Consider the following 22,293-nt stretch of genomic DNA (forward strand, 5'->3'; position numbering starts at 1 on the left):
CGCCGGTCCTCGGGCCGGCGCTCCTGCTGCTACTCGGCGGTTGCCGTGTAGCAGCGGGGGGTGGTGTCGGGGATCCGCACGGCGATCATGGCGACGTCGTCCGTGCCTCCCTCCGCCAGTTCGTCCATGAGCCGGTCGCAGAAGGTCTCCACGGGCTCCTCCGCCAGAGCGGCGGCCCGCCCGCGCAGCCGGGTCAGGCCGTGGTCCAGGACCTCACCGCGCCGTTCGACGAGCCCGTCGGTGTACAGCAGCACGGTGCACCCCGGCGGCAGCGGCTCCACCGCGTCGGTACGGACGCTCCCGGGGCGCACCCCGAGCAGCAGGCTGCGGCCGCCCTCCAGGAAGCGGGCGTCGCCCTCGCGGGTGACCAGCAACGGCGGCGGATGTCCGGCGACGGCGTAGTGCAGCAGCCAGCCGGCCTCCGGCTCGGGCTTGGTGACCAGGGCGTAGGCACAGGTCAGGATCTGACCGGGATAGAGGATGTGGTTGGCCGCGTCCAACCGGGCCAGGATCTTGCCGGGCGGCTCCTTGCGGTCGGCCGCGATGCCGCGCAGCATGTTGCGCAGCTGGCTCATGGCCACCGCCGCTTTCAGATCGTGCCCGGTGACGTCGCCGATGATGAGCGCGAGGGCCTCGTCGGGCAGGAGGAAGGCGTCGTACCAGTCGCCGCCGACCTCGGCGCCGGCCCGGGCCGGATCGTAGCGGGCGGCCAGCTCCAGCGGTCCGCTCTGCGGCAGCGCGGGCAGCAGCGAGCGCTGCATCCGTTCGGCGGTGCGGGCGACCAGGGCGTGCAGCCGTGCGTTGTCCACGGCCAGGGCGATGCGGTGGGCGAGCTCGGTGATCAGCGGCAGTCGGCCCTGCTCGTCCGGCCCCTCCGGGCCGGTGCGGACCAGGGTGAGCACGCCCAGCACCCGGTGCCTGGCGCGCAGCGGCACCAGCACCGCCCGATCCGCGCCGAGCAGGGCGAACGCCTCCAGCTCCGCCCGGTGCAGGGCGTCCGTGGCCCGATCGGGATCGGGGAAGTCCGACAGCTGCAGCGGCTCCGTTCCCCGCAGCGCGCGCGCCAGCGGGGCGGTCGAGGTGTGGTCCGCCTCGGGCAGCAGCAGCTCGGACAGCGCGGCGGTCGCCATCTCGGGGTCACGGTGCTCCAGCACCGCTCTGCGCAGCCGTCCCGTGTCGTCGGTGAGGTCGATCGCGCACCAGTCGGCGAGGGCGGGGACCAGGACCCGGGACAGCCGGCGCAGTCCCGGCTCGACCTCCAGGGTGCTGGCCAGCGCCTCGGAGGCCTCGGCCACCAGCGTCAGCCAGTCGAGGGCGTCCTGCACGGCCCGGTCCACGTCGAGGGAGCGGGGATCGTCGTCGTGCGGCTCGGCTTCCACCCTGCTCCGTCTCCTCCCGTCCGGGTGCGGTGCAGCCGCCCGGGACGGGCGCCAGCCAGGTGGCGTCGGGACTGCCAGTCTGGCACCTGCGCCCACCGGCCGCGCCCGGTCCGGCCGGGTCCGGTTCCACCGGGGCAGGGTTACGACCGGCCGTCGATCCAGGAGTCGACCCGGGCCCACTGCGCCCGCAGCCAGTCGGCCTGCTGCTCCGCCTCGGCCGGGACGTCCTCCGACGCGACCCGCCACCAGCTCGCGCGGACGGTCCGGCGCAGCGGGATGCCCTGCCACAGGGTGCGGACCGAGACCATGTCGTCCAGGCCGGTGTGGGCGACGAACACCACGTCGGCGGAGGGTGCGGCCGCCAGTGCCGCCAGCGTCCCGTCGGTCCTGGGCGGCAGCACATGGCTCAGTCGCTCGCTCCGCGCGGCTTCGTGGGGCCGACCGTGGCGCCGCAGCCAGCGGATCGCCAGCCGCCGGCGGCGCTCGGTGAAGTTCCCGCCCTCCGGGAAGATGACCAGGGCGTCGCGCGGACCCATGTCCGAGACCAGTGCGCCGATCGCGGCGGTGGTGTGGCGCGGTGCGGCGTTCCGCGGCACGAAGCAGTGCGGGACCCGTCCGAGCAGGACATCCAGGCAGGGGTCCAGTCGCAGCGCCTGCTTGAGGACCACCCGCGGGCGCAGGCCGACATGCGTGATCAGCACGTGGACCAGCAGGAACGAGTCCCCGGGGCCGGCGTGCCTGGCGAGCACCAGGAGCGGGCGGTCCGGGTGGAGGGGGGCGGACGCCGGGGGCCGCTCGCCGGTCACCTCGACCCGCAGGCCGAAGACCGGTACGGCTGCCCGGCACAGGAAGGCCAGCAGCGAGCCGAGCCGGGCGTAGGAACGCGCCCGGAGGCTGCCTCGCGGGCCGAACAGGTCCGCCACCGACAGGGCCAGGCCCACCAGCTCCGCCGCCAGGTAGAGCACCAGGAAGCCGCTCAGCCGGACCGGGCGCCAGGCGCCCCGCAGCAGCAGCGACACCGGGCCGGTGAGCAGCAGGCACACCGCGAACCCGGCCACGGCGACCGGCGTCAGCACCACCAGGGCCGGTACGGTGGCCAGTCGGCGGGCTGCGGTACGGAGGCGGTCCGGCTTCACCGGCGTCCGTCCGTCGCCGTCGCCGTCGCCGGGCCCGGCGACGCCAGGTAGGCACGGGAGGCCAGGTAGGCGCGTTCGATGCGCTCCCGGGCGGAGCCGAAGTCCCGGTGCCGCAGCTGCTGCGCCGGACCGACCCGCTGTGCGGGGCCGGTCCCGGTGGGCAGCACATGGACGGTGACGTCGTCCGGCAGGTCGGCCATGTCCCTGGCAAAACGGTGCCTACGGGCGATCTCGAAGCAGACCGAGGCGACCTCCCAGGGCTGCCGGGGCGCGGTGAGCGGTTGCTCGATCCGGCCGACCTGCAGGACGTAGACGGTGCGGGCGCCCAGCGCGACGGCTCTGCCGACCGGGATGCTGTTCACCAGGCCGCCGTCGAGGAAGTGCTCGCCGTCGATGTGCACCGGCGGCAGCAGCCCGGGCACGGCCGACGAGGCCAGGATCGCCGGCACGAGCGGGCCGCTGCTGAACCAGTGCTCGGCCGAGCGCTCGATGCAGGCGGCGACGCACTGGTACGGAACCGCGAGGTCCTCGATCGCCGGCTTGCCCAGGTCCCGTTCCAGCAGCACGCGGAGGGAGCTGTTGGAGTAGATGTGGGTGCGGCTGCGCACGGCGGTGCCGACCCGGCCCATCAGCGAACCGGCGAAGACCCCGGCCCGGCCCAGCCCCTGCCACAGGGTGCTCAGCCGCTCGACCGAGGCGGCCGAGGGGTCGGCGGCGACCAGTGCTCCGTTGATGGCGCCCACCGAGGTGCCGAGCACCAGGTCGGGCTCGATCCCGGCCTCCAGCAGCGCCTTGAGCATGCCGACCTCGTAGGCCCCCAGCGAGCCGCCGCCGCCCAGGACGAAGGCGCAGCCACCCCGGAGCCGGCTGTCCACGGGCCCGCGGTCCGTCGTGGTCACGGTCCGTCGTAGTAGCGGCGATCCTCCACCACCACCTCGTCGCCGCCCAGCCGACGGCGCGGAAGGCGGCTCCGGTAGATGCTGACGTAGGTCACCAGCCCCAGCAGTCCGGCTATCATCAGGATCACCCCAACGACGTGGATGTTCATTCCGGCCACGTGCCAGTTGACGCCGAACGTCGCGATGGCGCCTACCGCGATCACGATGACGCAGCCACCGATTCCCATGGTCGTACCCTCCGTTGCGGTTGGGACAGCCCACCTGCACATGAACCCTGCTCGCTGGGCGACTTGCCCGGATGCGGCCGTTCAAACCGGAACCCGGCGCAGCGGGACACCTCACTCCGGAGGGTGCCCCCGGGGTCGGCTGGCCGAGGCGGCGAGCCGGTCGGCGAGTGCCGTCACCAGGTTCCGGAGTTCCTCCGGGCGCTCGATGACGAACGGCCGGTCGAGCGAGGCGAGTACCGGGGGCAGCCAGTCGAGCCGCTCCGCCCGGATCTCGACGCGGAGCCAGCGCCCGGGGTCCGGGTCCGCCCCTGCCGCAGCCGCGGGCTCCGCCACCTCGGCGACGCTCGCGGGGAGCCGGGCGCGGATCTGCTCGACCGTCCCCTGGATCCGCAGGGTCACCTCGTAGCGGTAGGCGGCCTTGGCGAGGCCCGACAGGACGCGCTGCGCCGGATCGAGGTCGGCGGGCGGCTCGAACGAGCCCGGCAGGGCCCTCGCGTCCGCGATGCGGTCGAGCCGGAAGGTGCGGTCCTCGTCGATCCCGGGGTCGCTGCCCGTGACGTACCACCGGCCCGCATGGGTGACGATCCCGTACGGGTGCAGGGTGCGTTCGCTGCGTCGGCCGTCCCGGGACGTGTACCTGATCGAGACCGGTCGGCGATGGCGGACCGCATCGGCGACGGTGAGCAGGACCCCGGTCGGGGGAGCGGCGAACTCGCCGGGCGGGGCCGTGAAGGCCAGGGACTCCAGGAGGGCGTCGAGCCGATGGGCGAGCCGCTCGGGCAGCACCCGACGGATCTTGGCGGCCGCCGTCTCGCTGGCCGTGTCCACCGTCGTCAGCAGCCCTGCCCGGCGTCCGACGACCAGGCCGAGCAGCACGGCGAGCGCCTCGTCGTCATCGAGCATGAGCGGGGGCAGCCGGTACCCGGGAGCGAGCCGGTACCCGCCGTAGCGGCCGCGGACCGACTCGACGGGCAGGTCGAGGTCGATCAGGTGCTCCACGTACCGGCGCACGGTGCGCCCGTCGACGCCGAGCCTGTCGGCCAGTTCGGCCATCGTCCGGGTACCGCCCGACTGCAGCAGTTCCAGGAGGGTGAGCACGCGGCCGGTGGGTCGAACCATGGACAGAGCCTAGCGGGAATACTGGACCGTTTCTGTCCGGTATTCGTTCTAGCGTGTGCGGTGCAACGGCTTCACGACCCGAGGAGATCACCATGGACTTCGTCTCGATCCGCATCATCACCGACGACGTCGCGCGCCTCGTCGGCTTCTACGAGCGGGCCACCGGCGTCAGTGCGGACTGGTCCACCGAGGACTTCGCCGAGCTGCGCACCGCCGGTGCGACCCTGGCGATCGCCAGTACCCGCACGGTGGCGCTGTTCGCGCCCGGCTCCGCCCGTCCGGCCGACAACAACACCGTGATCATCGAGTTCCTCGTCGACGACGTGGACGGCATCCACCGGAACCTGGCGGGCTTCGTCGACGACTTCGTCAACGAGCCCACCACCATGCCCTGGGGCAACCGGGCCCTGCTGTTCCGTGACCCCGACGGCAACCTCGTCAACTTCTTCACCCCGGTCACCGCGGCGGCCGTGGAGCGGCTCGCCCGCTGAGCGGGCGGCGCGGGCCCTCAGCTCGGGGCGAGCCGGACCAGGACGGTGCCTGCGCCGTCCACCACCGCCAGGCCGCTGATCTGCGCCGGGCTGATCGAGGTGGAGGCGGGGACGGTGGCGGTGGCCGAGTAGCCGGAGCCCCAGGTCCCGGCGGTCTCGTCGGTTCCGCCCTTGCCGAGGACCACCAGATGGCAGGTGATGTCGGCGGGGAGGCCGCCGAGCCGCAGCTGGAACTCGGTGCCCCAGGTCTCGGGGAACACCGCTGCGGTCGCCGACACGTGGGTGGTCGGGTCGGTCGCGCTCCAGGTGGCCGCCGCCACCGGGGCCGCGGCCGGACGGTCGCGGGCGACGGTGGCGTAGACGACGGTGCCGCCGACGACGGCCGCCAGCGCCAGTCCGGCCCCGGCCAGCGCCCGGGCGCCCGGGCGGCGGCGCCGGTGCTGCGCCGGGAGGACCGGCAGCGGCAGCTCCACCGTGCCGGAAACCGCCGCCGGCGCCCCCACCGGTCCGGCGGGCGGTGTCGTGGGCGGTGTCGTGTGCGGCGCGGTGGGCGGGCTGAAGGACTCGGCCGCCGCGGCGCTCTCCGGGAGCTCCTCGAAGGCGGTGTGCCGCAGCAGGCCGGGCAGCGGGGCCATCGCCACCAGCTCGTCCTGGCAGTGCCGGCAGCCCGCGATGTGCCGCTCCAGCTCCCTGCGCTCCTCCGGTTCCAGCGCCCCGAGCAGGTAGGCGCCCAGGGACACGCTCTCCTGGCACGGCGACGTCATGGGGATGTCACTCCCTTCTCCTCCAGTACTCCGCGCAGCGCCCTCAGCCCGTAGTAGCAGCGGGACTTGACCGTACCCGGTGGGACGCCGAGGCGCTCCGCCGTCTCGGCGACCGTGCGGCGCAGGTAGTACACCTCGATCAGCACCTCGCGGTGCTCCGGGCGCAGCCCGCGCATCGCCTCGACCAGCTGCCAGCGCTCCAGCATCCGGTCCAGCTCCGCCTCACCGCCTCCCGCCAGCGGCAGTTCGCCCTCCGGCAGCGGCGACTCCGGCGGCCGGGCCGCACTGCGCCGGTAGGCCGAGACGACCAGGTTGTGGGCGACGGTGTGCAGCCAGGGTGCCGCCCGGTCCGGGTCGAGCGAGTCCTGGTGCTGCCATGCACGCAGGAAGGTCTCCTGCACGATGTCCTCCGCCCGCTGGTAGTCGCCGTGGACCAGCCCGAGTACCCGCCCCAGCACCGAGCGTCCGTACTGGGCGTACAGGGCACGCACGAACTCTGATCCGCGCGCCGGTATCTGCTCCACATGCTCCAGTACGCCTCCGCCGCGCGGAAGGTTCAACCCGACGGCGGACCGTCCGGACCGGCGGAGGACCCCCGAGGCCGGCCGGTCAGTATCCGTAGCCGCCTCCCGACGTGCTGGGCGTGGTGGTGGGTGCGGTGCCGGGCGAGGTGGCGGGTGCGGCGGGGGCGCTGGTGATCGCGTTGCCGTCGACGCCGACGACGTACCAGGTGCCGCCGAAGCTCGCGATGCCCTCGCCGTTCACGTCACCGGGCTGGGCGTCGTGGGCGAAGGTGTAGAGGGGGTGGCCCTGGTAGGTCACCTGGGTGGTGTGGTCGGTCCTGGCGCTCGTGCCGACCAGGGAGGCGGTGACCCCGCTGTCGGTCGGCGTCCCGGTCGTGGTGTCGGGGGGCCACACGGCCGCGCAGGCGCTGTAGCAGCTCGACTTCGCGCCGGTGTCGGCCGTCAGCAGGTACAGGGTGTGGCCGGAGCCGTCGACGAGGATCTCGCCGTACTTCGAGCTCTGGGCGTGCAGCGCGGTCGTGGCGGCGGGTGCGCTGCTGCTCGCCGGCGGCGAGGACGCCGTGGTACCGGAACTGCTGCACCCGGCGGCCAGCGCCGCGACGGCGACCGCACCGGCCGAGATGGCGATGAGACGGTTCATGGGGGACCTCCTCCGCTGGAACCACCGCGCCGCCCGATGCGGGGCGGTCGGTCCATCGGCCCGCCCTCGGCGGGTCCTGCCTGGCATACGCGGTGCGGCCGCGAGCGGTTCACCCTTCGCGGCGTCCGCGGACGTGAACCCTTCCCGTGCGCCCGGCGTAGTCACTCCACGAAGCCTCGGGGTCGACGGGGCGGGCGCCACCGAAGGGAGCCGGCGATGACGAGGTACCGCGCGAGCCGAGCAGCCGCAGGCGGGAGGCGGAGGAGATGAGGACCGACCGGGCCCGGAACGCCGTCGCCGGACTGTGGCTGCTGCGCCTGGTCACCGCGGCCGCCCTGGCGGTGGACGCCTATGTGCACGCGGACCTCGCCCCCGGATACGACTTCGCCGGCCGGGGAATCAGCCAGGGCGACCTGTTCCTGGTCGAGGCCGCCGCCGCGGCCCTGGCCGCACTCCTGCTGATCCTCCTCGGCACACGACCGCTGGTGTGGGCGTACGCGCTGCTGGTGGCGCTCGCCGGTACCGGCGCGGTGCTGCTGTACCGCTACGTCGACGTCGGAGCCCTGGGGCCGCTGCGCAACATGTACGAGCCCGTCTGGTACCCGGAGAAGACCCTCTCCGCCGTCGCCGAGGCCGCCGCGGTCGTCACCGCCCTGTGCGGCCTGGCACTGACCCGTCGATGGCGCAACGCCCGCACCCGGGACCCGGGTCAGGGCTCGTCCACGGGAGTGAAGGGAAGGCGGTCGTCGTCCTCCTGATCGCGGTCGACGTCCAGCACGACGTGGCTCGGCAGGAGTTGTTGGCCCCGCACTTCACCGGCGCCCTTCAGCGCTATCCGGCGCAGACCGCGGAGTTCCGCGAGCGGGCCGACATCGACGACCTGGTTGGGGAGGTCGCGCATGACCAGGACTTCCAGGGCCGGGTAGACCTTGGCCAGCAGCCGCAGTTCGGGGAGGCCGCGAGGGCGGTGGAGCACGACGTTCCTGATGTCGGGCAGTGTCGGCGAGCCCTCCAGCGTGGGGAGGATCTCACCGTCGAGCACCAGCGTCCGCAACTCCGGGAGCTGCGTCAGCGGTGCGCGGAACCTGGGCGGAATCGCGAAGGCCTCCAGTTCGAGCTGGATCAGCCGCTGCAGCGGAAGGAGATCCTCCAGCTGCAGTTCACCACCCGGCACGCTCATCCGCAGCAGCTCCAGCGACCGGGGCAGGTGGCCGAGCGTCCTGGGCACGTCCCCCCGCTTCACCGCGTGCAGGACCAGGCCGGTCAGTCGGACCATGGAGGCCAGGCTGTGCAGCGAATCGAAGTGTCCCTCCAGCAGCAGCAACCGGAGCGGCAGGCCGGCCAGCGGCTGCAGGTCGGCCTGTGCGGCCTGGAGCATGAGGAACCGTAGGGTGCGGCACTCGGCCAGCGGGGCCAGGTCCATCCCGGCGAGCGGATCGATCAGGCACAGGCCTTCGAGCTGCCCCTTGCCGAGGGAGTCGAGCTGGGATCCGCTGAGCGGTCCCGTGTGGGAGATGTACGGGCGCCCGCCGACCGTCGCGATGAAGTCGATCTGGGCCTGCGAGGTGGTGCTGATGAACATCAGGTCGTCGTACCTGAGCTGGGCGATGATCTGCTGCCCGTACTCGACCGTGTCGAAGCGGCCCCAGGCCGAGGCGAGCATCTCGCGCACCTCCGGGTCGCGGTGGCCGGCGTAGCGGGCGAGCAGCGGCAGGGCCCGGGTGTCCGCCGTCAGGGTGGCGGTGGCCACCACGGCACGGGCCGTCGCGTCGTCGAGGCCCTCCGGGCCGGGCAGCAGTTCGAGTATCGTGCCGCCCGCGTAGGCCAGGCTGGCCGCCGACCGCGCGTTGTGCGGCGGGATGAGCCGGGCCGCCTCCCGTTCCACGCGCTGCTGCATCAGCGGGTCCAGCTCGCTCGCGTGCTCCAGACAGGTCATGGCCAGGATGACCAGCCGGTCGTGGTGCACGGTGTCCTGCCGGGCCTGCCGCAGCAGTCGGTCCAGCAGTTTGCTGCGCACGCGCGGCGTGGCGTGCCAGACCGCCATCCGGAGGACGTCCTCCCACTGGTCGTTGTGGGCGTTCAGGACCAGGACGCCCAGATCGTCGTCCTGGATGGCGGCTCGGGCGGCCAGGTAGTCCTGGAAGGTGCGGTGGATGAAGTCCACCGAGTCGGGCGTCGGTTGGCGCAGCAGTCCGCTGCGGTCGATCAGCTGGTTCAGTACCCGGTCGGGATTGGCCGTCAGGTGGCGCAGGGCCGGCAGCGAGGCCTCGATGATCCGTACCGCCTGGCTGTACCGCATCTCCGTCGCGCCGTTCTTGACCAGCCAGTAGGCCAGCCGCTGCAGGAGCTGCGGGGGATGGGCGGGGTCCAGCCGCAGGTCCCGCGCCAGTTGGACACCGCGTTCGTCGTCGCGTCGTTGCAGCAGCAGCTCCAGCGCGGCTGCGTACAGCTCCATGCGACCGCTGGGCAGGTAGCCGCGACGGTCCCGGTTCAACGCGCAGATCAGGGCGCAGAGCAGCGGATTGGTGGCCAGCCGGCCCAGGTCCCGCTTGGTGACCACGGCTGTGGTCAGATCGTCGCGCCACTTGACGATGCGTTCGTCGTTCGGCTGCCCGCTCGCTGCGGCCCGGTGCCACTTGTCGATGAACGCGATGACGTCCGTGCTGTTCATCGGCAGCAGTTCGAGTTCGTGGAACTTCAGGCCGCCCAGCCAGCCCTCGCGCACGGCCGAGGGGCGGGTGGTGATCACGCAGCGGCTCTCCGGGAAGGCCACGATGAGCTGCCTGAGCCACTGCCGGGTCTGCGACCGGCGTTCCTCCGGGACTTCGTCCACCCCGTCGATGAGCAGCAGCACCCTGCCCTGGGTCAGCTTCCCGGTCACCCAGCCCCGGGCCTCGCTGCGCCCGGTCAGGCCCGGTGCCACGTAGGAGAGGAACTCCTCGGGCGAGGGCAGCACTCCGCCCGCCGGGACGGACCGCAACCGGATGAGCAGCGGGATGTATCCGTCCAGATCGCCGAGCGAGGGTGGCAGCTCACGGCGTGCGACTGCGGTCGCCAGCCACTGCAGCAGCGTCGTCTTCCCCGAACCGGCCTGCCCCCGGACCAGGACCCGCCTCTGGCCGGAGAGCGCCTGTTCGGCCCGCTTGGCGACGGAGGTGCCGCCGCCCAGCAGCTCCAGGCTGAGGTAGCTGGTGTCGAGGGACCAGAACTCCTCGCCGCCGCCGGGCGGGTTCAACCCGATGATCTGCAGCGCGCTGGACTGCTCGATGATGACCCGGCGCAGCTGGTCCTCGAAGTCGTCGGCGTCGGGCATCACCGAGCGGCTGACATCGGGACGGGCCCCGTAGCGCTCGCAGGCGCGGACGAAGTCCTCGTCGTCGAGCAGGGTGGTGGAAGGGGTGATCTCCAGCCGGTGGTGCTGCCAGAGGCCACCGGGATCGGCGTGCACCACGCCCGCCAGCCGGCCTTCGTGGAAGACGGCCGATCCGGAGAACCCGGCCCAGGGAGAACCGCCTCCCTGGCCGGTCAAGGGTCCGCCGTGGACGTTGTCCAGCACGTGGAGACGGCGCAGCAGGCTGGAACCGGGCTTGAGGGTTCCGCTGAGCTGCTCGCTGTCCAGCGCGCCGACGGCGTCCCGCTGCGCCTGCGGATAACCGATGGAGACCGCGTTCGGCCGTGGCGCCAGGTCCTCGATCCGGGTCCATCCGGGTGCGGTGAAGGGACGGGTGAGAGCCTGCTCGGAGACCAGCAGCGCGGCGTCGCAGTCCTCCTCGTACCGGGACCACACCACGCGGAAGGGCACCTGGCCGACGCCACCGGGGACCACCACCACCGGCGGATTGCCGCCGAGCAGATGCGCGGAGGTGAGGACCAGCCAGGGCGTCAGCAGATAGCCGCTGCCCTGGTTCTTCGCGAGGACGGCGGCGATGCGTTCCCGCTCGGGGTGCATGGTTCGTCAGTTTCCAGGGAGCGCACCGCCGAAGCGGGAGACACGGCCCGGATCGTCGTTGCCGACCTCGATGTCGCGACCGGTGACCGAGTCCTTCGGCGTGAGCGTGAACGAGATCCGATGCGTCGTGCCCCGGGACTTCTTCGCTTCGGCGTCCGCGCTGACCACCCAGGCCTTGATGCCTCCCGTTGCGGTGGCTTCCCGCCGGAGTTCGACGGTGAAGTCCATCTGGATGGGACCGACCGTCATCTGGATGGGGGAGTCGGCACTGTGCTGCATCGCCTGTGTGAGCTGCTCGCGGATGGCGTGCACCGCGCTGGAGAGCTCTATCTCGTCGAATCCGGCCATCTCTCCCCCTACGAGTTGAGCATGGTGGTACCACGAAGGTACCAGGGTGGTTCGGCCCCCGGGGGCTTCTTGCCGTTGGGCGCGAAGGTCATCGAGCGCCTGAGCGCGGGCTGCTGACGCTGGATCAGCCGGGCGCCGGGCCGGCTGCTCAGCCGGTGGTCTCCTCCCGGGCGACCTGGGCGGAGTCGGCGACCGCGAGCCCCGTTGCGGCGGGGGTGGCCGCGGTGCCGCAGAACACCGGGGTCAGGGTCAGCAGTTCGGCGGCGTAGACCTTCGTGTTGTTGGAGGCGTCGGCCGAGACGGTGACCTGCCGGGAGCCGTTCGCGGTGGTGTAGGAGTAGGTCTGGTAGCCCTCGATGATGCCGTCGTGGCCGTACACGTCCACCCCGCAGGGGAGCCGGTACTCCCGCAGGCCGAGGCCGTAGCGGGTGGTCCGGTTCACGTACTCCGTCCGCTCCATCTGGGCCAGTTGGGCGGCCGGCAGCAGGCGCCCGGTGACGAGTGCCCGCAGGTAGGTGTTGAGGTCCGACGTGCTGGATATCAGCGCCCCGGCGGCCCACAGCCAGGAGGCGGTCTGGTCGGTCGCGTCGAACAGCGGCCGGCCGGGGCGGTCCTGAGTGAGGTAGCCGATGGAGTGCACCCCCGGGACGGTGGTCCGCGGCACCACGAAGAACGTGTGGGTCAGGTGCAGCGGCTTGAGGATGCGCTGCTGCAGCAGTGTGCCGTAGGGCAGCCCGGTCACCCGCTCGACCAGCAGCCCGAGCACCACGAAGTTGGTGTTGGAGTAGCTGTACCGGCTGCCGGGCCGGAACTGCGGGCCGTGCCCGACCGCGTCCGCGACCAGGGACTGCGGGGTGAAGGTCCGGTAGCGGAACCGCTGGTAGCCGGTGACCGTGTCTCCGGTCAGCAGGTCGTCGGTGTAGTCGTACAGCCCACTGGTGTGGTCGAGCAGCTCCCTGACGGTGATGGGCGAGTTCCTCGGCAGCAGGCCGGCCGGCAGGTAGCGGGTGGCCGCCGCGTCCAGGTCGACCCGCTTCTGTGCGACCAGCTGCAGCACCAGCAGGGCGGTGAAGGTCTTGGTGATGCTGCCGACGCGGAACTCGCCGCCGGGATTGACCGCCGTCCGCGTGGCGGTGTCGCCGGTGCCTGCGGCGACCGTGTAGCTCCTGGCGCCGTAGCCGTCCTGGACCTGGGCGAAGACGCCGGGCGCCCCGGCCCGGACGACGGCCTCCAGCGCTGTGCGCAGCGCCCCGAGATTGGCTCCCGGACCTGCCGCCGGCCTGGCGGTGGCCGCCCCGGCGGGTGCGCCGGTCGCGACGACGGAGGCGAGCGTCGCTGCGGTGACCACTCCGACCAGGATCCGCCGGGCGGTGCCGGTACCACGTCGAATCACGTGACTCTCCAGTTCGACCGTGCGTCCGCGGCGTGCGGCGCAGCGAAGTGCCGGAATCGGCCCGTGCGTGCGCAGGTCTGTGCCGACGCCCGTCGAGCCTCCTGGAGCGCCCGTGATCCGTCAACCCGACGGAACGTCAGCGGTGCCAGGAACCGGGGTGGGATCCTGGTCCGGCTCCACGGGGGAGCGCCGGGCGGAGGTGGGGCGCAACCGCCGGCGTGGTTCAGGAGTCATTGAAAGCGTCAAGTGTCCCAGTCCATGGCATGAGCGGAGCACATTGTGGGGCGAACGAAGCGCAGTATCGGGGTGGCGGTCATGGTCGGTGCGGTACTGGCGGGGGGTGGATTGGGCGGCAGCAGTGCGATGGCGGCCGTCAGCACGGGCGCGAACGTGAAGGCCCAGTCCGCTGCCGCGCCGATGCTGCTGGACTCGATCACCCCGACGACGGGATCGACGGTCGGAGTGGCCATGCCGATCTCGGTCGTCTTCACCGATCCGGTGGCGCCCTCGGCGCGGGCCGCGATCGAGCGGCACCTGCGGGTGACCACGTCGGTGCCGGTCACCGGGGCCTGGCACTGGTTCAGCGACACCCGGGTCGACTGGCGGCCCAAGGGGTACTGGCCGGCCGGAACGAAGGTCACGCTCAACGCCGCGCTGACCGGTGTCGGCGACGGGCACGGGCGCCGCGGCGTCCGCACCTACCGGCACACCTTCACCGTCGGCGCCGACTTCGAGACCACGGTGTCCGTGCCCGGCCACAGCATGAAGATCACCCGCAACGGCCGGGTGGTGCGCACCATGCCGATCGACGCGGGCAGCTCCGCCTTCCCGAGCTGGGACGGCACGATGGCCGTGGTCGACAAGCAGCGCTGGGTGCGGATGACCTCGTGCAGCGTGGGCATCACCTGCAACCCGAACAACCCCAACTACTACGACCTGACCCTCCCCTGGGACGTCCAGCTGACGTACTCGGGCACCTTCGTCCACTACTCCACCGGCGACCCCAACCCGGGGCACGGCAAGGGCTCGCACGGCTGCATCCACCTCTCGTACGCGAACGCCGAGTGGTACTACGACAACGTGATCCCGGGGGACCCGGTGACCGTCACCGGGTCGCCGCGGGGCAAGGCCGCCGGTGACAACGGCTACGCGGACTACGACCTGTCGTGGTCGCAGTGGCTGGCGGGCAGCGCGACCGGAGCCGGGACCGCCTGACCGCGCCGGGGCGGGCGCGGACCGGGGATCCGCGCCCGCCCACGGCCCGGTCGTGCCGCCGACGGCCAAGGGGCGCTGACGGCACGGCGGTTGCTCCGGGGACAGGGGCGATCTGGCATGATCGGGGCCGCGAACCTGCGCTGCGCCTCGCAACACCCGACCCACCTCGGCCGGCGGAGCGCCGGCTACCCGGAGAGGTGACATGACCGACTACCTGACCGCCGTGATGGCGATGCTGGGACCCGCCGAGAACCGCTACGCGGACCCCTCCGCCTGGAACCGGCTACGGGACGAGCTCGGGGTGGAACTTCCGGCCGACTACCGGACCCTCGTCGATGCCTACGCGCCGGTCAAGCTCAACTGGCACCTCTACCTGGACCACCCGGCGACCGAGCGCTGGAACCTCGTCGAGCACCTGCGGGACACTGCCGAAGCCTGGTCCGACAACGACTGGGACGACCTTGACGCGGACGACGACCCCCGTCTGCTGTTCGGCCTGACCGAGCTCACGTTCGGCGCCGAACCGGGGCTGTGGCCGATCACGGGCACCGACCGGGGCGAGACCGTCTTCCTGGTCACCGGGCCCGAGAGCCCCTGGCTCCTGGTCTCCCGGGACCAGGAGTGGTACCGGTACGACATGGGCTTCGCGGAATGGCTCTACCGGTACCTGATCGGCGAGGACATGGCCGGACCCAACAGCTCGGCGTTCTATCCGGGGCCCGTGACGTTCGAGCGACGCCCGATGACCGCCGAGGAACGCCCCGAGCCCTGGCAGGGCCCGAGCCGGGGCATGTGACCCGGCGCTGCGACAACGGTCCACAGGACCGCACTCCCGGCGCCTGCCCGGGTTCAGTCCGGCGGCTCCTGCGGGCCGGGCTGTTCCGGATCCGATGGAGCGGGGCGAGGACCGGGCCCGCCCGGCCGTGGCGGCGTGGGCGGCTCGGGGGGCGGGACGGGTACGCCGGGCGGCGCCGGAGGGTCCGGCGGCCTCGGCTTCGGCCTCGGCGTCGGAGTCGGCCGCGGCACCGGCGTGGTGTCGGGTTCGGGTGGTACGGGGACAGTACCCATGGTCAGGACCCCTCTCGGTCGAGAGCGTGTTCGAGCTGTGCCTTGTTCATGGTGGAACGGCCGTGGATGTTGCGCTGCCTGGCAGCGTTGTACAGCTGCTCCTTCGTGGGGCCCTGCGCACCGCTGTGGGAGCGCAGCCCGCCGCGCCGCGAGGAGGAGATGTCCTGGAGCGAGCTGCGGCTGGCGGTCTTGGACTCCCCGTGCCGGGCCCGTTCCTTGTTCACCGTGCGGGCGGCGATCTCCTCGGCGAGCTTCTCGCTCGTGCCGCGCTCCAGCACGCTGTCCCTGATGTGCTCGTACTGGCGTTCCCGTTCGGGAGATGATCCGCGAGGCATGGTCACCCACTCCTTTCCGTGTGACGCCGGGGTTCAGTGTGACGTCGGAGCACGCGTACCCCGCATCCGTCGGGCCAATCGGGTATCGGGGCGGGCCGAACCCGATCCTGCGACTTCACCCCGACCGGCCCCGGCACTCGGCGCGGGGATGCCTCCGGACCCCGGCCGGAGCATGCTGGGGGGAGGTGGTTCATCGGCTGCCGACACCGGGCGTGTGCGGCTGGATGCGGACTGGACGCGGAGGAGTCACGTGAAGCCTCGGATCCCCACCGCTCCGTCGTCGAGCGCTCCGCTCGCCGGGGCCGCCGCAGCCCTGGTGGACGATGCCGGTCGGATCGTCTGGTGGTCGAGCGCGGCCGCCGAACTGCTGGGCCGCAGCGACGGGGAGGTCATCGGCCGACCCGCGCGGGAACTGCTCGCCGCACCCGGGCCCGGGCCCGCACCCGCATCCGGACCCGCACCCGCACCCCGTTCCGGCGACGCCTCCGTCCACCGGGCCCGGCTGCGGCACCGCAGCGGAGCGCTGCTGGAGGTCGACCTCCGACTGCTGGCCGGGGTGCCCTGGTCGCTGGTGGTCGCGGTGCCGGCGCGCCCGTCTGCGGCCTGGGACGGGGACTCAGCACTGGCCCGTGCCCTGTTCGAGCAGGACCGGATTCCCCTCGCCGAGTTCGACACCAACCTGCGCCTGATCCGCAGCAACCCCGCCTTCGAACTGCTGCGCCCCGACAGCGCCGCCGCCGACTGGCCGGCCGAGCTTGCGGGCAGCGGGAGCGACGGGACCGTCCGGGCGGCGCTCGCCCGGATCGTGGACGGCGGGACGTCGACGGCCGGGGCCGAGTACCTGTGGCGCTCCGCCGGCTCCAAGCGGATGCTGCCGCTCACCTGCTTCGCGATCCGGGACCCGCTCGGTGCCCTGACCGGCGTCGCCGTCGCCGTCACCGAGGCCACCGACCGTCGGCGCGACCGCAGCCGCACCGGCGCCGAGCCGGGCGGGGCCGAGGTCGGCAGCTCGCTCGACGTGGTGCACAACGCCCGTGACCTGGCCGAGGCGCTGGTCCCGGCCATGGGCGACCTGGTGGCCGTCGACTTCCCCGATGACGTACTCCAGGGACGCGATCCGCCGCTGGGCTACCCGGGCATGGCGGCCTCGGCCCCGCGCCGGGTGGCGGTGAAGTCCGCCGACGGCGTCTGGCCGCGCGCGATGGTCCAGCTCGGCGAGGCGATTCCGATGGTCACCGACCAGGCCGAGAGCGCCGCCATCGCGGTCGGGAGGGTGTTCGAGGTCGACCCGGCGACGGGGCGCAAACTGCTCGCCCACGACCCGGAGCTGCTGGCCCTGCTGATGCCCGAGGGGATGCGCTCCGCGCTGCTCTGTCCGCTGTACCACCGCAGCCGCCTCTTCGGAAATGTGACACTCTGGCGCACCACCGACCCCGTGCCCTTCGACGACACCGACCTCAAACTCCTGCAGGACCTCTGCGACCGCACCGCGATCGGCCTGGACCACGCGTTCAGCTACACTCGCGAACACAAGACCGCCATCGCCCTGCAGCGCAGCCTGCTGCCACCCAACGCGACCGAGAGCACCGCCTGCGAGACGGCCGGCACCTACCTGCCGGCCGACGGCAACCTCAGCGTCGGCGGCGACTGGTTCGACGCCATCGCGATGTCCTCGCTGCGGGTCGGGCTCGTCGTCGGCGACGTGGTCGGCCACGGGCTCCAGGCCACCGCCACCATGGCCCGGCTGCGCACCGCCGTACAGACCCTGGCCGACCTCGACGTGCCGCCCGACGAACTGCTCAGCCACCTCGACGACCTCGTCCAGCGGATGGCAGCGGAGGCCGACGAGCCCGACACCGTCGGCGCCACCTGCCTGTTCGCCGTCTACGACCCGGTCAGCCGGGAGTGCCAGGTGGCGAGCGCCGGGCATCCACCGCCCGCCGTGATCGTGCCCGGTGGCGAGGCCCACTATCTGGAACTGGTCCCGGGGCCGTCCTTGGGCGTCGGTGAGAACCCGTTCGAGGTCACCAGCGTGACCCTCCCGCCGGGCAGCCTCCTCGCGCTGTACACCGACGGCCTCACCGGCCGCGACCCCGTGACCGGCCCACCCCGGCTGCTCGGCCGACTCGACCGGGCGAACCGCCCCGGCCGTCCGCTGGAGGAGGTTGGGTCCGAACTCACCGGGCTGCTGCCCACCGGGACCGACCACCCGGGGGACGACGCCACCCTGCTGCTCGCCCGGACCCGGGCCATCTTCGGCAGCGACACCGCCGTCTGGGAGTATCCCGCCGACCTGTCCGCCGTGGAGACCGCCCGCAACGACGCCACCGCCCAACTGGAGCGGTGGGGGCTCCAGGAGCAGATGTTCGCCACCGAGCTCATCGTCAGCGAGCTGGTCACCAACGCCATCCGGTACACCGGGGGTCCCGCCGTCCTGCGGCTGATCCGCGAACGCATCCTGGTCTGCGAGGTCTCCGACCAGAGCAACACCCAGCCCCGGCTGCGCCGCGCCCTGGCCACCGACGAGGGCGGTCGCGGCCTGTACATCATCGCCCAGCTCACCAGCCGCTGGGGCAGTCGCTACGGCGCCCGGGGCAAGACCATCTGGACCGAGCAGCCGCTTCCCTGACGCCCGGGCGCTGCCGGCCGCAGCCGGCTACAAGCGGCTACAGGATGACCAGCAGCTTGGTGCCGGAGACCAACTTCCGGTTGACGGAGGTCGACTGGACGAACACGGTGTAGGAGGCGTTGTCGCCCGGCTTCACCGTGGCCTCCGACTCCGGCAGCCCGAGGAGCCGGCGGGCCGCCGGACCCGAGAACACCCTGCCTGTCATCCGACCGGTGGCCGGGTCCTTCTCCGCGACGGCGAGCTGCTTGCTGCCCTGTATCTTCTCGCGCTTGGACAACTCGTAGAAGGCGCAGCCGGTTCGGTACGGGTGCCCGGCGCGGGTGACGAAGTCGCGGATCCCCGCCGGCTGGTCGACCGGGATCAGGATGTACTTGCCGGCGTCCAGGGAGTCGAGATTGGCCTTCACCTCGGCGGTGTTCAGGTCCTGGCCCATGGCGAAGAGGTTCCTGGTGCCGCGCACGCCCTGTTCGCGGCCGCGCAGGAAGCTCGTGGCAGCCGTCTTGACGGTGCCGATGGCCTCCTCGACCCCCTGGCTGGAGTCCGCGTCCCAGATGGCGATGTTGCCCGCCGGGAAGCCGTACTCCTGGGCGGTGCGCTTGGCCAGGGAGTTCGGGACCAGGATCGCGGAGGTCCAGTGGTCGGGGAGGTCGTCCATGGCGCTCCGGATGCGGCCCAGCCACCCCTTCAGTACGGCGGCGCCCTGGCCGCCGGCCATGCGGGTGTGCATCCTGCCGGTCTCCGAGCAGCCGGAGGCGTTCTCCTCGCCGTCGGTGACCACCACCTGGAGGAAGGAGTGTTCCCCGTACTCCTCCCAGATGTGCTTCAGGTCGTCGACGGACTTCACGGCCGCCTCGATCAGGGCCGTCGCACCGTTGTCGACCCCGTAGAGGCCCCGCAGGGACGGCAGGTGCTTGACGTCCATGTCCCAGACCAGGTTCTTCACCTCGTGGTCGAAGGCGTAGAGGCTGATCCGGGTCTCGTGACCGAGCCGGTCGGACTCCTCCTGCAGGCCCTTCACGAACTCGTCGACCACGCGCACCAGTTGCGCCTCGTGCTTGCGCATCGAGCCCGACTTGTCGACCACCAGCGAGACATGGTTGACCTTGTGCTTGATCCTGTTCGCAGACATGGTCTACCCCTTTTCCGGCGCTCTCTCGGTGCCTTCCGGCGTCCCCTCCAACGTTGCTCCCACCCTAGGAGGGGGTACTGACAACCGGTTCTGACCCGGGGTCCGACAGGTGTCCGACTCGGCGGCGGCGGTGCGCCCGCCCCGGCGGCACGCCGCCGCCGGGGCGGGGCCGGTCACACCCCGAGGGGCACCCAGCTGCCGGGGGCGAACGCGTCGCCCTCGCGTCGCACCTCCACGGCGCCCGTTCCGCCGAAGTGCGCGGGGATGACCAGTTCGTGCTCGTCCGCGGCTCGGGCGAGGATCCGGTGGCGGCTGGCGGCGGCCTGCTCGGGGTCCAGGCAGAAGCAACTGTTGCAGTGGGGGGCGAGGATCTGCACCGGGCTGTGCAGCAGATCCCCGGCGAACACCACCCGTCGGCCGCCGGCGTCGACCCGCAGCACGGAGGAGCCGGGGGTGTGGCCCGGGGCGGACTCCAGGGTCAGGTTCTCGTCGATGCGGTGGGTCCCGTCCCAGAGCACCACCTGCCCGGACCGGTGGATCGGCGCGATGCTGTCCTGGTAGGTCAACCGGTCGTCCTCGTGGATCCCGCCCCCGTAGCCGTTCGCCGGGCCGAAGTAGGCGTCGTCGCGGGCCGGAACGAGGTACTGGGCGTTGGGGAACGTCGGCACCCACTCGCCCCCGGGCTCCTCGCCGCCGGTGGTGTTCCAGCCGACGTGGTCGGCGTGGATATGGGTGTTGACGACCAGGTCGACGTCCTGCGGGCGGACGCCGGCGCGGGCCAGGGCGCCGAGGAAGTCGCCCTGCCAGTGGTGGAACTGCGGGCTGCCGGGCCGCTCGCGGCCGTTGCCCACCGCGGTGTCGACCAGCACGGTCCGTCCGCCGCTGCGCAGCACCCAGGTCTGCAGCGCCGCCACCAGCCGGTCGCTCTCCGGCTCCCAGTGGTCCGGCGCCAGCCACTCCTCGTTGTCCTTCCAGAGGGCGGCGCCGGACTGCGGGACGATGTCGCGGGCGGGGGCGAAGGCACCCTGCCACTCCACGACCCGCAGCACCTCGACGTTCCCCAGATCAGTGCCCTGTGCGTTCTCGATATCCATGGCTTTGACTCTAGGGAGGGCAGTTGAGCGTCTCAATGCTCGTCCCGCTCAGCTGAATACGCGTCAGTCTCAGCATTCAGCAAGGGGATACGCTGGACCGGTGGACGTACTGAGTGACGCGATCGCGGCCGTGCGCATCGGCCGACCTTCCTCGGAGCGGGTGCGGGTGGACGGCAGTTGGTGCACCAGGCTCGCCCCGTACGACGGCGCGGGCTTCCACGTGGTGCTGGAGGGCAGTTGCTGGCTGCTTCCGGACGGCGGTCCCGCGGTCTCGCTGGCTGCGGGGGACGTGGTGCTGCTGGCCCACGGCACGGGGCACGTGCTCGCCGATTCCCCTGCCGACGCGGCGACCCTCCGGCGGGCGGTGCCCTTCGAGGCCTGGTCGGCCGGGACCTGGCCACGACGCCCGCCGTCCCCGCCCCTGTCCCCGCCCTTGTCCCCGCCCCTGTCCCCGCCCCGCCGGGCCGAGTTGCTGTGCGGGAAGTACCGGCTCGACCGCAGCCGGGTGCACCCGCTGATGGCGGAACTGCCGCCGGTCGTCCATCTGCCGAACCGGGTCGGCAGCAATCCGGAACTGCGCTCGGCGATCGACCTGTTGGGCCGGGAACTCGGTGAGCAGCAACCGGGTTCGTGCATCGCGGTCCCCGGCCTGGTCGACCTCCTGCTCGTCTACATGATCCGTTCCTGGATGGCCGGGGCCGCCACCGGGGTCTGGCCGGCCGTGCTCGACGATCCGGTCGCCGCCGCCGCCCTGCGGGCGCTGCACACGGACCCCGCCGCGCCGTGGACCATCGAGCGGCTGGCCACGGCGGCGGGCGTCTCCCGTGCCACCCTGGCCCGGCGGTTCACCGCTCTGGTCGGCCGCTCCCCGATGGCCTACCTCACCTGGTGGCGGCTGACGTTCGCCGCCACCCTGCTCCGGGACACCACGGACCCGTTGGCCGTCGTCGCGCGCCGGGTCGGCTACGGCACCCCGTACGCGCTCTCCCACGCCTTCCACCGCGAGTTCGGGACCACCCCGGGCCGCTACCGGGACCGGGCCGCCGAAGGCCTCTGAGGCCGACTGCCGCGCCCTGCCGAAGCGAGGCGGCTACGGCGCGGCGTCGGACGGGGCGTATGCCAGCAGGCGTGCCCGGTGCCGCTCGCGGGCGGCTTCCAACTCCCGGTTCACATCCACATGGTGCCAGTTGTGCCCGCCGCGCAGGATGCCGGACCAGGGGGAGGGCCCGGCCAGCGCGTGCCGGACGACCAGCCGACGCACCTCCTCCGACTCCGGACCGGCGCTGTGCTCCCAGACCGCGTCCTCCCGTTCGAGGTGCTCCAGGTCGAACTGCCGCTTGCACCACTCGCAGCGCGGCGGGTTCTGCTCCTCGCCGTCCAGGAGGGCGGTCAGCGCCAGGCGCAGCGGCTCCGGCGTCCGCGAGTCCGCGCTCCGCGCGCGCAGCACGGACTCCGCGTTCAACCAGGCGATCAGGACGCGGCCCTGCTCGCGCTCCAGGCCGGCCGGGTCGGACTCGTCGGCCAGCAGGTACACCCGGAACAGCAGCAGCTCGACCCCCTCGACCCCGATCGAGGGATGGTCCTGCGGATCCAGCACCCACTCCAGCCGGTACTCGCGCGCAGCCGCCCCGGGGGGCGGGTCGATGCGGTGGTCGAGCTGCCGGGACCCCGGATCCGTCACGGTCACCGCGACCTGCCCCGGCCCCAGCACGGAGCCGTCCGGGGCCAGGTCGCGGAAGCACAGCAGGGCCACCCGGGGGAGGAAGCGCTGCAGCCGCAGCACCGGCCGCGCGGCGGTGTCCTCGACGCGCACGAGCAGGGTGGCGTGTCCGCGCACGGTGCCCGACAGTTGGTACGGCTCCTGGTCGACGGTGAGCGCGGCGGTCTCGCTGGGCAGTGCCACGGATGCTCCTTCGGTGCTCCGACTGCGGCTACTCGGTTGTGTTGCGGTGGG

General features: G+C 72.5%; 21 protein-coding genes. 6 read left to right on the forward strand and 15 right to left on the reverse strand.

Annotated features, from left to right (window positions below):
* Positions 1-29: 29 nt before the first annotated feature.
* From BS75_RS39280 to BS75_RS39300, 5 genes are all read right to left on the reverse strand, one after another.
* The gene (locus BS75_RS39280; RefSeq protein ID WP_042438928.1) at positions 30-1,379 is read right to left on the reverse strand and encodes a PP2C family protein-serine/threonine phosphatase; all 1,350 of its coding nucleotides are present in this window, start codon (positions 1,377-1,379) and stop codon (positions 30-32) included.
* Positions 1,380-1,519: 140 nt separating this feature from the next.
* Positions 1,520-2,515, reverse strand: coding sequence for a lysophospholipid acyltransferase family protein (locus BS75_RS39285; protein WP_034091632.1), 996 nt, complete (start codon positions 2,513-2,515; stop codon positions 1,520-1,522).
* Positions 2,512-3,414: a patatin-like phospholipase family protein gene (locus BS75_RS39290; protein ID WP_231608027.1), complete on the reverse strand. Its 903-nt coding sequence runs from the start codon at positions 3,412-3,414 to the stop codon at positions 2,512-2,514. The genes BS75_RS39285 and BS75_RS39290 overlap by 4 nt, the downstream gene beginning before the upstream one ends.
* A complete protein-coding gene (locus tag BS75_RS39295; protein ID WP_034091633.1) occupies positions 3,411-3,641 on the reverse strand; it encodes a hypothetical protein in 231 nt (76 codons plus the stop codon). The genes BS75_RS39290 and BS75_RS39295 overlap by 4 nt, the downstream gene beginning before the upstream one ends.
* 111 nt (positions 3,642-3,752) lie before the next feature.
* Positions 3,753-4,760 (reverse strand): helix-turn-helix transcriptional regulator, encoded by a 1,008-nt coding sequence (locus tag BS75_RS39300; RefSeq protein ID WP_034091634.1) that lies wholly within the window; start codon positions 4,758-4,760, stop codon positions 3,753-3,755.
* Between the two features lie 92 nt (positions 4,761-4,852).
* Here BS75_RS39300 and BS75_RS39305 point away from each other — a divergent pair, with 92 nt between their 5' ends.
* Positions 4,853-5,251, forward strand: coding sequence for a VOC family protein (locus BS75_RS39305; protein ID WP_034091635.1), 399 nt, complete (start codon positions 4,853-4,855; stop codon positions 5,249-5,251).
* 17 nt (positions 5,252-5,268) lie between these two features.
* On the opposite strand, the gene BS75_RS39310 is transcribed toward BS75_RS39305, so the two are convergent.
* The 3 genes from BS75_RS39310 to BS75_RS45720 all read right to left on the reverse strand — a co-directional run bounded on the left by BS75_RS39310 (position 5,269) and on the right by BS75_RS45720 (position 7,179).
* Positions 5,269-6,015, reverse strand: coding sequence for a zf-HC2 domain-containing protein (locus tag BS75_RS39310; protein ID WP_081983057.1), 747 nt, complete (start codon positions 6,013-6,015; stop codon positions 5,269-5,271).
* Complete coding sequence (locus BS75_RS39315; protein WP_034091637.1) at positions 6,012-6,506, reverse strand: sigma-70 family RNA polymerase sigma factor; 495 nt, start codon at positions 6,504-6,506, stop codon at positions 6,012-6,014. Before BS75_RS39315 ends, BS75_RS39310 begins: the two co-directional genes overlap by 4 nt.
* A 118-nt stretch (positions 6,507-6,624) precedes the next feature.
* Positions 6,625-7,179, reverse strand: a complete 555-nt coding sequence (locus BS75_RS45720; RefSeq protein ID WP_034091638.1) for a COG4315 family predicted lipoprotein — start codon at positions 7,177-7,179, stop codon at positions 6,625-6,627.
* Between the two features lie 266 nt (positions 7,180-7,445).
* Here BS75_RS45720 and BS75_RS39325 point away from each other — a divergent pair, with 266 nt between their 5' ends.
* Positions 7,446-7,937, forward strand: coding sequence for a hypothetical protein (locus BS75_RS39325; protein WP_042438934.1), 492 nt, complete (start codon positions 7,446-7,448; stop codon positions 7,935-7,937).
* On the opposite strand, the gene BS75_RS45315 is transcribed toward BS75_RS39325, so the two are convergent.
* The 3 genes from BS75_RS45315 to BS75_RS39340 form a co-directional block, all read right to left on the reverse strand.
* On the reverse strand, positions 7,889-11,128 hold the full coding sequence (locus BS75_RS45315; RefSeq protein ID WP_052070301.1) for an NACHT domain-containing protein: 3,240 nt from the start codon (positions 11,126-11,128) through the stop codon (positions 7,889-7,891). The two genes, BS75_RS39325 and BS75_RS45315, sit on opposite strands and share 49 nt — an antisense overlap.
* A gap of 6 nt (positions 11,129-11,134) precedes the next feature.
* Complete coding sequence (locus BS75_RS39335) at positions 11,135-11,476, reverse strand: trypco2 family protein (RefSeq protein WP_034091639.1); 342 nt, start codon at positions 11,474-11,476, stop codon at positions 11,135-11,137.
* A 148-nt stretch (positions 11,477-11,624) separates the two neighbouring features.
* Positions 11,625-12,869, reverse strand: a complete 1,245-nt coding sequence (locus tag BS75_RS39340) for a serine hydrolase domain-containing protein (protein ID WP_052070302.1) — start codon at positions 12,867-12,869, stop codon at positions 11,625-11,627.
* 279 nt (positions 12,870-13,148) lie between these two features.
* On the opposite strand from BS75_RS39340, the gene BS75_RS39345 reads away from it, so the two are divergent.
* Together BS75_RS39345 and BS75_RS39350 are read left to right on the forward strand one after the other, a co-directional pair.
* Complete coding sequence (locus tag BS75_RS39345) at positions 13,149-14,084, forward strand: L,D-transpeptidase (protein ID WP_034091640.1); 936 nt, start codon at positions 13,149-13,151, stop codon at positions 14,082-14,084.
* A 202-nt stretch (positions 14,085-14,286) separates the two neighbouring features.
* Positions 14,287-14,880 (forward strand): hypothetical protein, encoded by a 594-nt coding sequence (locus tag BS75_RS39350; RefSeq protein ID WP_034091641.1) that lies wholly within the window; start codon positions 14,287-14,289, stop codon positions 14,878-14,880.
* Between the two features lie 274 nt (positions 14,881-15,154).
* Here the strand turns inward: BS75_RS39350 and BS75_RS39355 are convergent, their stop codons facing one another.
* Positions 15,155-15,487 carry a hypothetical protein gene (locus BS75_RS39355; RefSeq protein ID WP_034091642.1) on the reverse strand — a complete coding sequence of 111 codons (333 nt, stop codon included), beginning with the start codon at positions 15,485-15,487 and terminating at the stop codon, positions 15,155-15,157.
* A 250-nt stretch (positions 15,488-15,737) separates the two neighbouring features.
* Between BS75_RS39355 and BS75_RS39360 the strand changes: the two genes are divergently transcribed.
* Positions 15,738-18,116: a SpoIIE family protein phosphatase gene (locus BS75_RS39360; RefSeq protein ID WP_081983059.1), complete on the forward strand. Its 2,379-nt coding sequence runs from the start codon at positions 15,738-15,740 to the stop codon at positions 18,114-18,116.
* 37 nt (positions 18,117-18,153) lie between these two features.
* Here the strand turns inward: BS75_RS39360 and BS75_RS39365 are convergent, their stop codons facing one another.
* On the reverse strand, positions 18,154-19,245 hold the full coding sequence (locus BS75_RS39365; protein WP_034091643.1) for a vWA domain-containing protein: 1,092 nt from the start codon (positions 19,243-19,245) through the stop codon (positions 18,154-18,156).
* Positions 19,246-19,418: 173 nt separating this feature from the next.
* Positions 19,419-20,339, reverse strand: a complete 921-nt coding sequence (locus BS75_RS39370; protein WP_034091644.1) for an MBL fold metallo-hydrolase — start codon at positions 20,337-20,339, stop codon at positions 19,419-19,421.
* Positions 20,340-20,439: 100 nt separating this feature from the next.
* Between BS75_RS39370 and BS75_RS39375 the strand changes: the two genes are divergently transcribed.
* The gene (locus BS75_RS39375; protein WP_034091645.1) at positions 20,440-21,396 is read left to right on the forward strand and encodes an AraC family transcriptional regulator; all 957 of its coding nucleotides are present in this window, start codon (positions 20,440-20,442) and stop codon (positions 21,394-21,396) included.
* A gap of 33 nt (positions 21,397-21,429) precedes the next feature.
* Here BS75_RS39375 and BS75_RS39380 read toward each other — a convergent pair whose 3' ends face one another.
* The gene (locus BS75_RS39380; protein WP_034091646.1) at positions 21,430-22,242 is read right to left on the reverse strand and encodes a hypothetical protein; all 813 of its coding nucleotides are present in this window, start codon (positions 22,240-22,242) and stop codon (positions 21,430-21,432) included.
* Positions 22,243-22,293 lie beyond the last annotated feature (51 nt).

Source organism: Streptacidiphilus albus JL83 (genome assembly GCF_000744705.1).
GTDB classification, from domain to species: domain Bacteria; phylum Actinomycetota; class Actinomycetes; order Streptomycetales; family Streptomycetaceae; genus Streptacidiphilus; species Streptacidiphilus albus.

Bases quoted from the DNA above. Each gene is read 5' to 3' on its own strand.
- BS75_RS39300 (WP_034091634.1), bottom strand. From the start codon at position 4,760: ATGGTTCGACCCACCGGCCGCGTGCTCACCCTCCTGGAACTGCTGCAG.
- BS75_RS39350 (WP_034091641.1), top strand. From the start codon at position 14,287: ATGACCGACTACCTGACCGCCGTGATGGCGATGCTGGGACCCGCCGAG.
- BS75_RS39335 (WP_034091639.1), bottom strand. From the start codon at position 11,476: ATGGCCGGATTCGACGAGATAGAGCTCTCCAGCGCGGTGCACGCCATC.
- BS75_RS45315 (WP_052070301.1), bottom strand. From the start codon at position 11,128: ATGCACCCCGAGCGGGAACGCATCGCCGCCGTCCTCGCGAAGAACCAG.
- BS75_RS39325 (WP_042438934.1), top strand. From the start codon at position 7,446: ATGAGGACCGACCGGGCCCGGAACGCCGTCGCCGGACTGTGGCTGCTG.
- BS75_RS45720 (WP_034091638.1), bottom strand. From the start codon at position 7,179: ATGAACCGTCTCATCGCCATCTCGGCCGGTGCGGTCGCCGTCGCGGCG.
- BS75_RS39355 (WP_034091642.1), bottom strand. From the start codon at position 15,487: ATGCCTCGCGGATCATCTCCCGAACGGGAACGCCAGTACGAGCACATC.
- BS75_RS39305 (WP_034091635.1), top strand. From the start codon at position 4,853: ATGGACTTCGTCTCGATCCGCATCATCACCGACGACGTCGCGCGCCTC.
- BS75_RS39365 (WP_034091643.1), bottom strand. From the start codon at position 19,245: ATGTCTGCGAACAGGATCAAGCACAAGGTCAACCATGTCTCGCTGGTG.
- BS75_RS39295 (WP_034091633.1), bottom strand. From the start codon at position 3,641: ATGGGAATCGGTGGCTGCGTCATCGTGATCGCGGTAGGCGCCATCGCG.
- BS75_RS39310 (WP_081983057.1), bottom strand. From the start codon at position 6,015: ATGACGTCGCCGTGCCAGGAGAGCGTGTCCCTGGGCGCCTACCTGCTC.
- BS75_RS39370 (WP_034091644.1), bottom strand. From the start codon at position 20,339: ATGGATATCGAGAACGCACAGGGCACTGATCTGGGGAACGTCGAGGTG.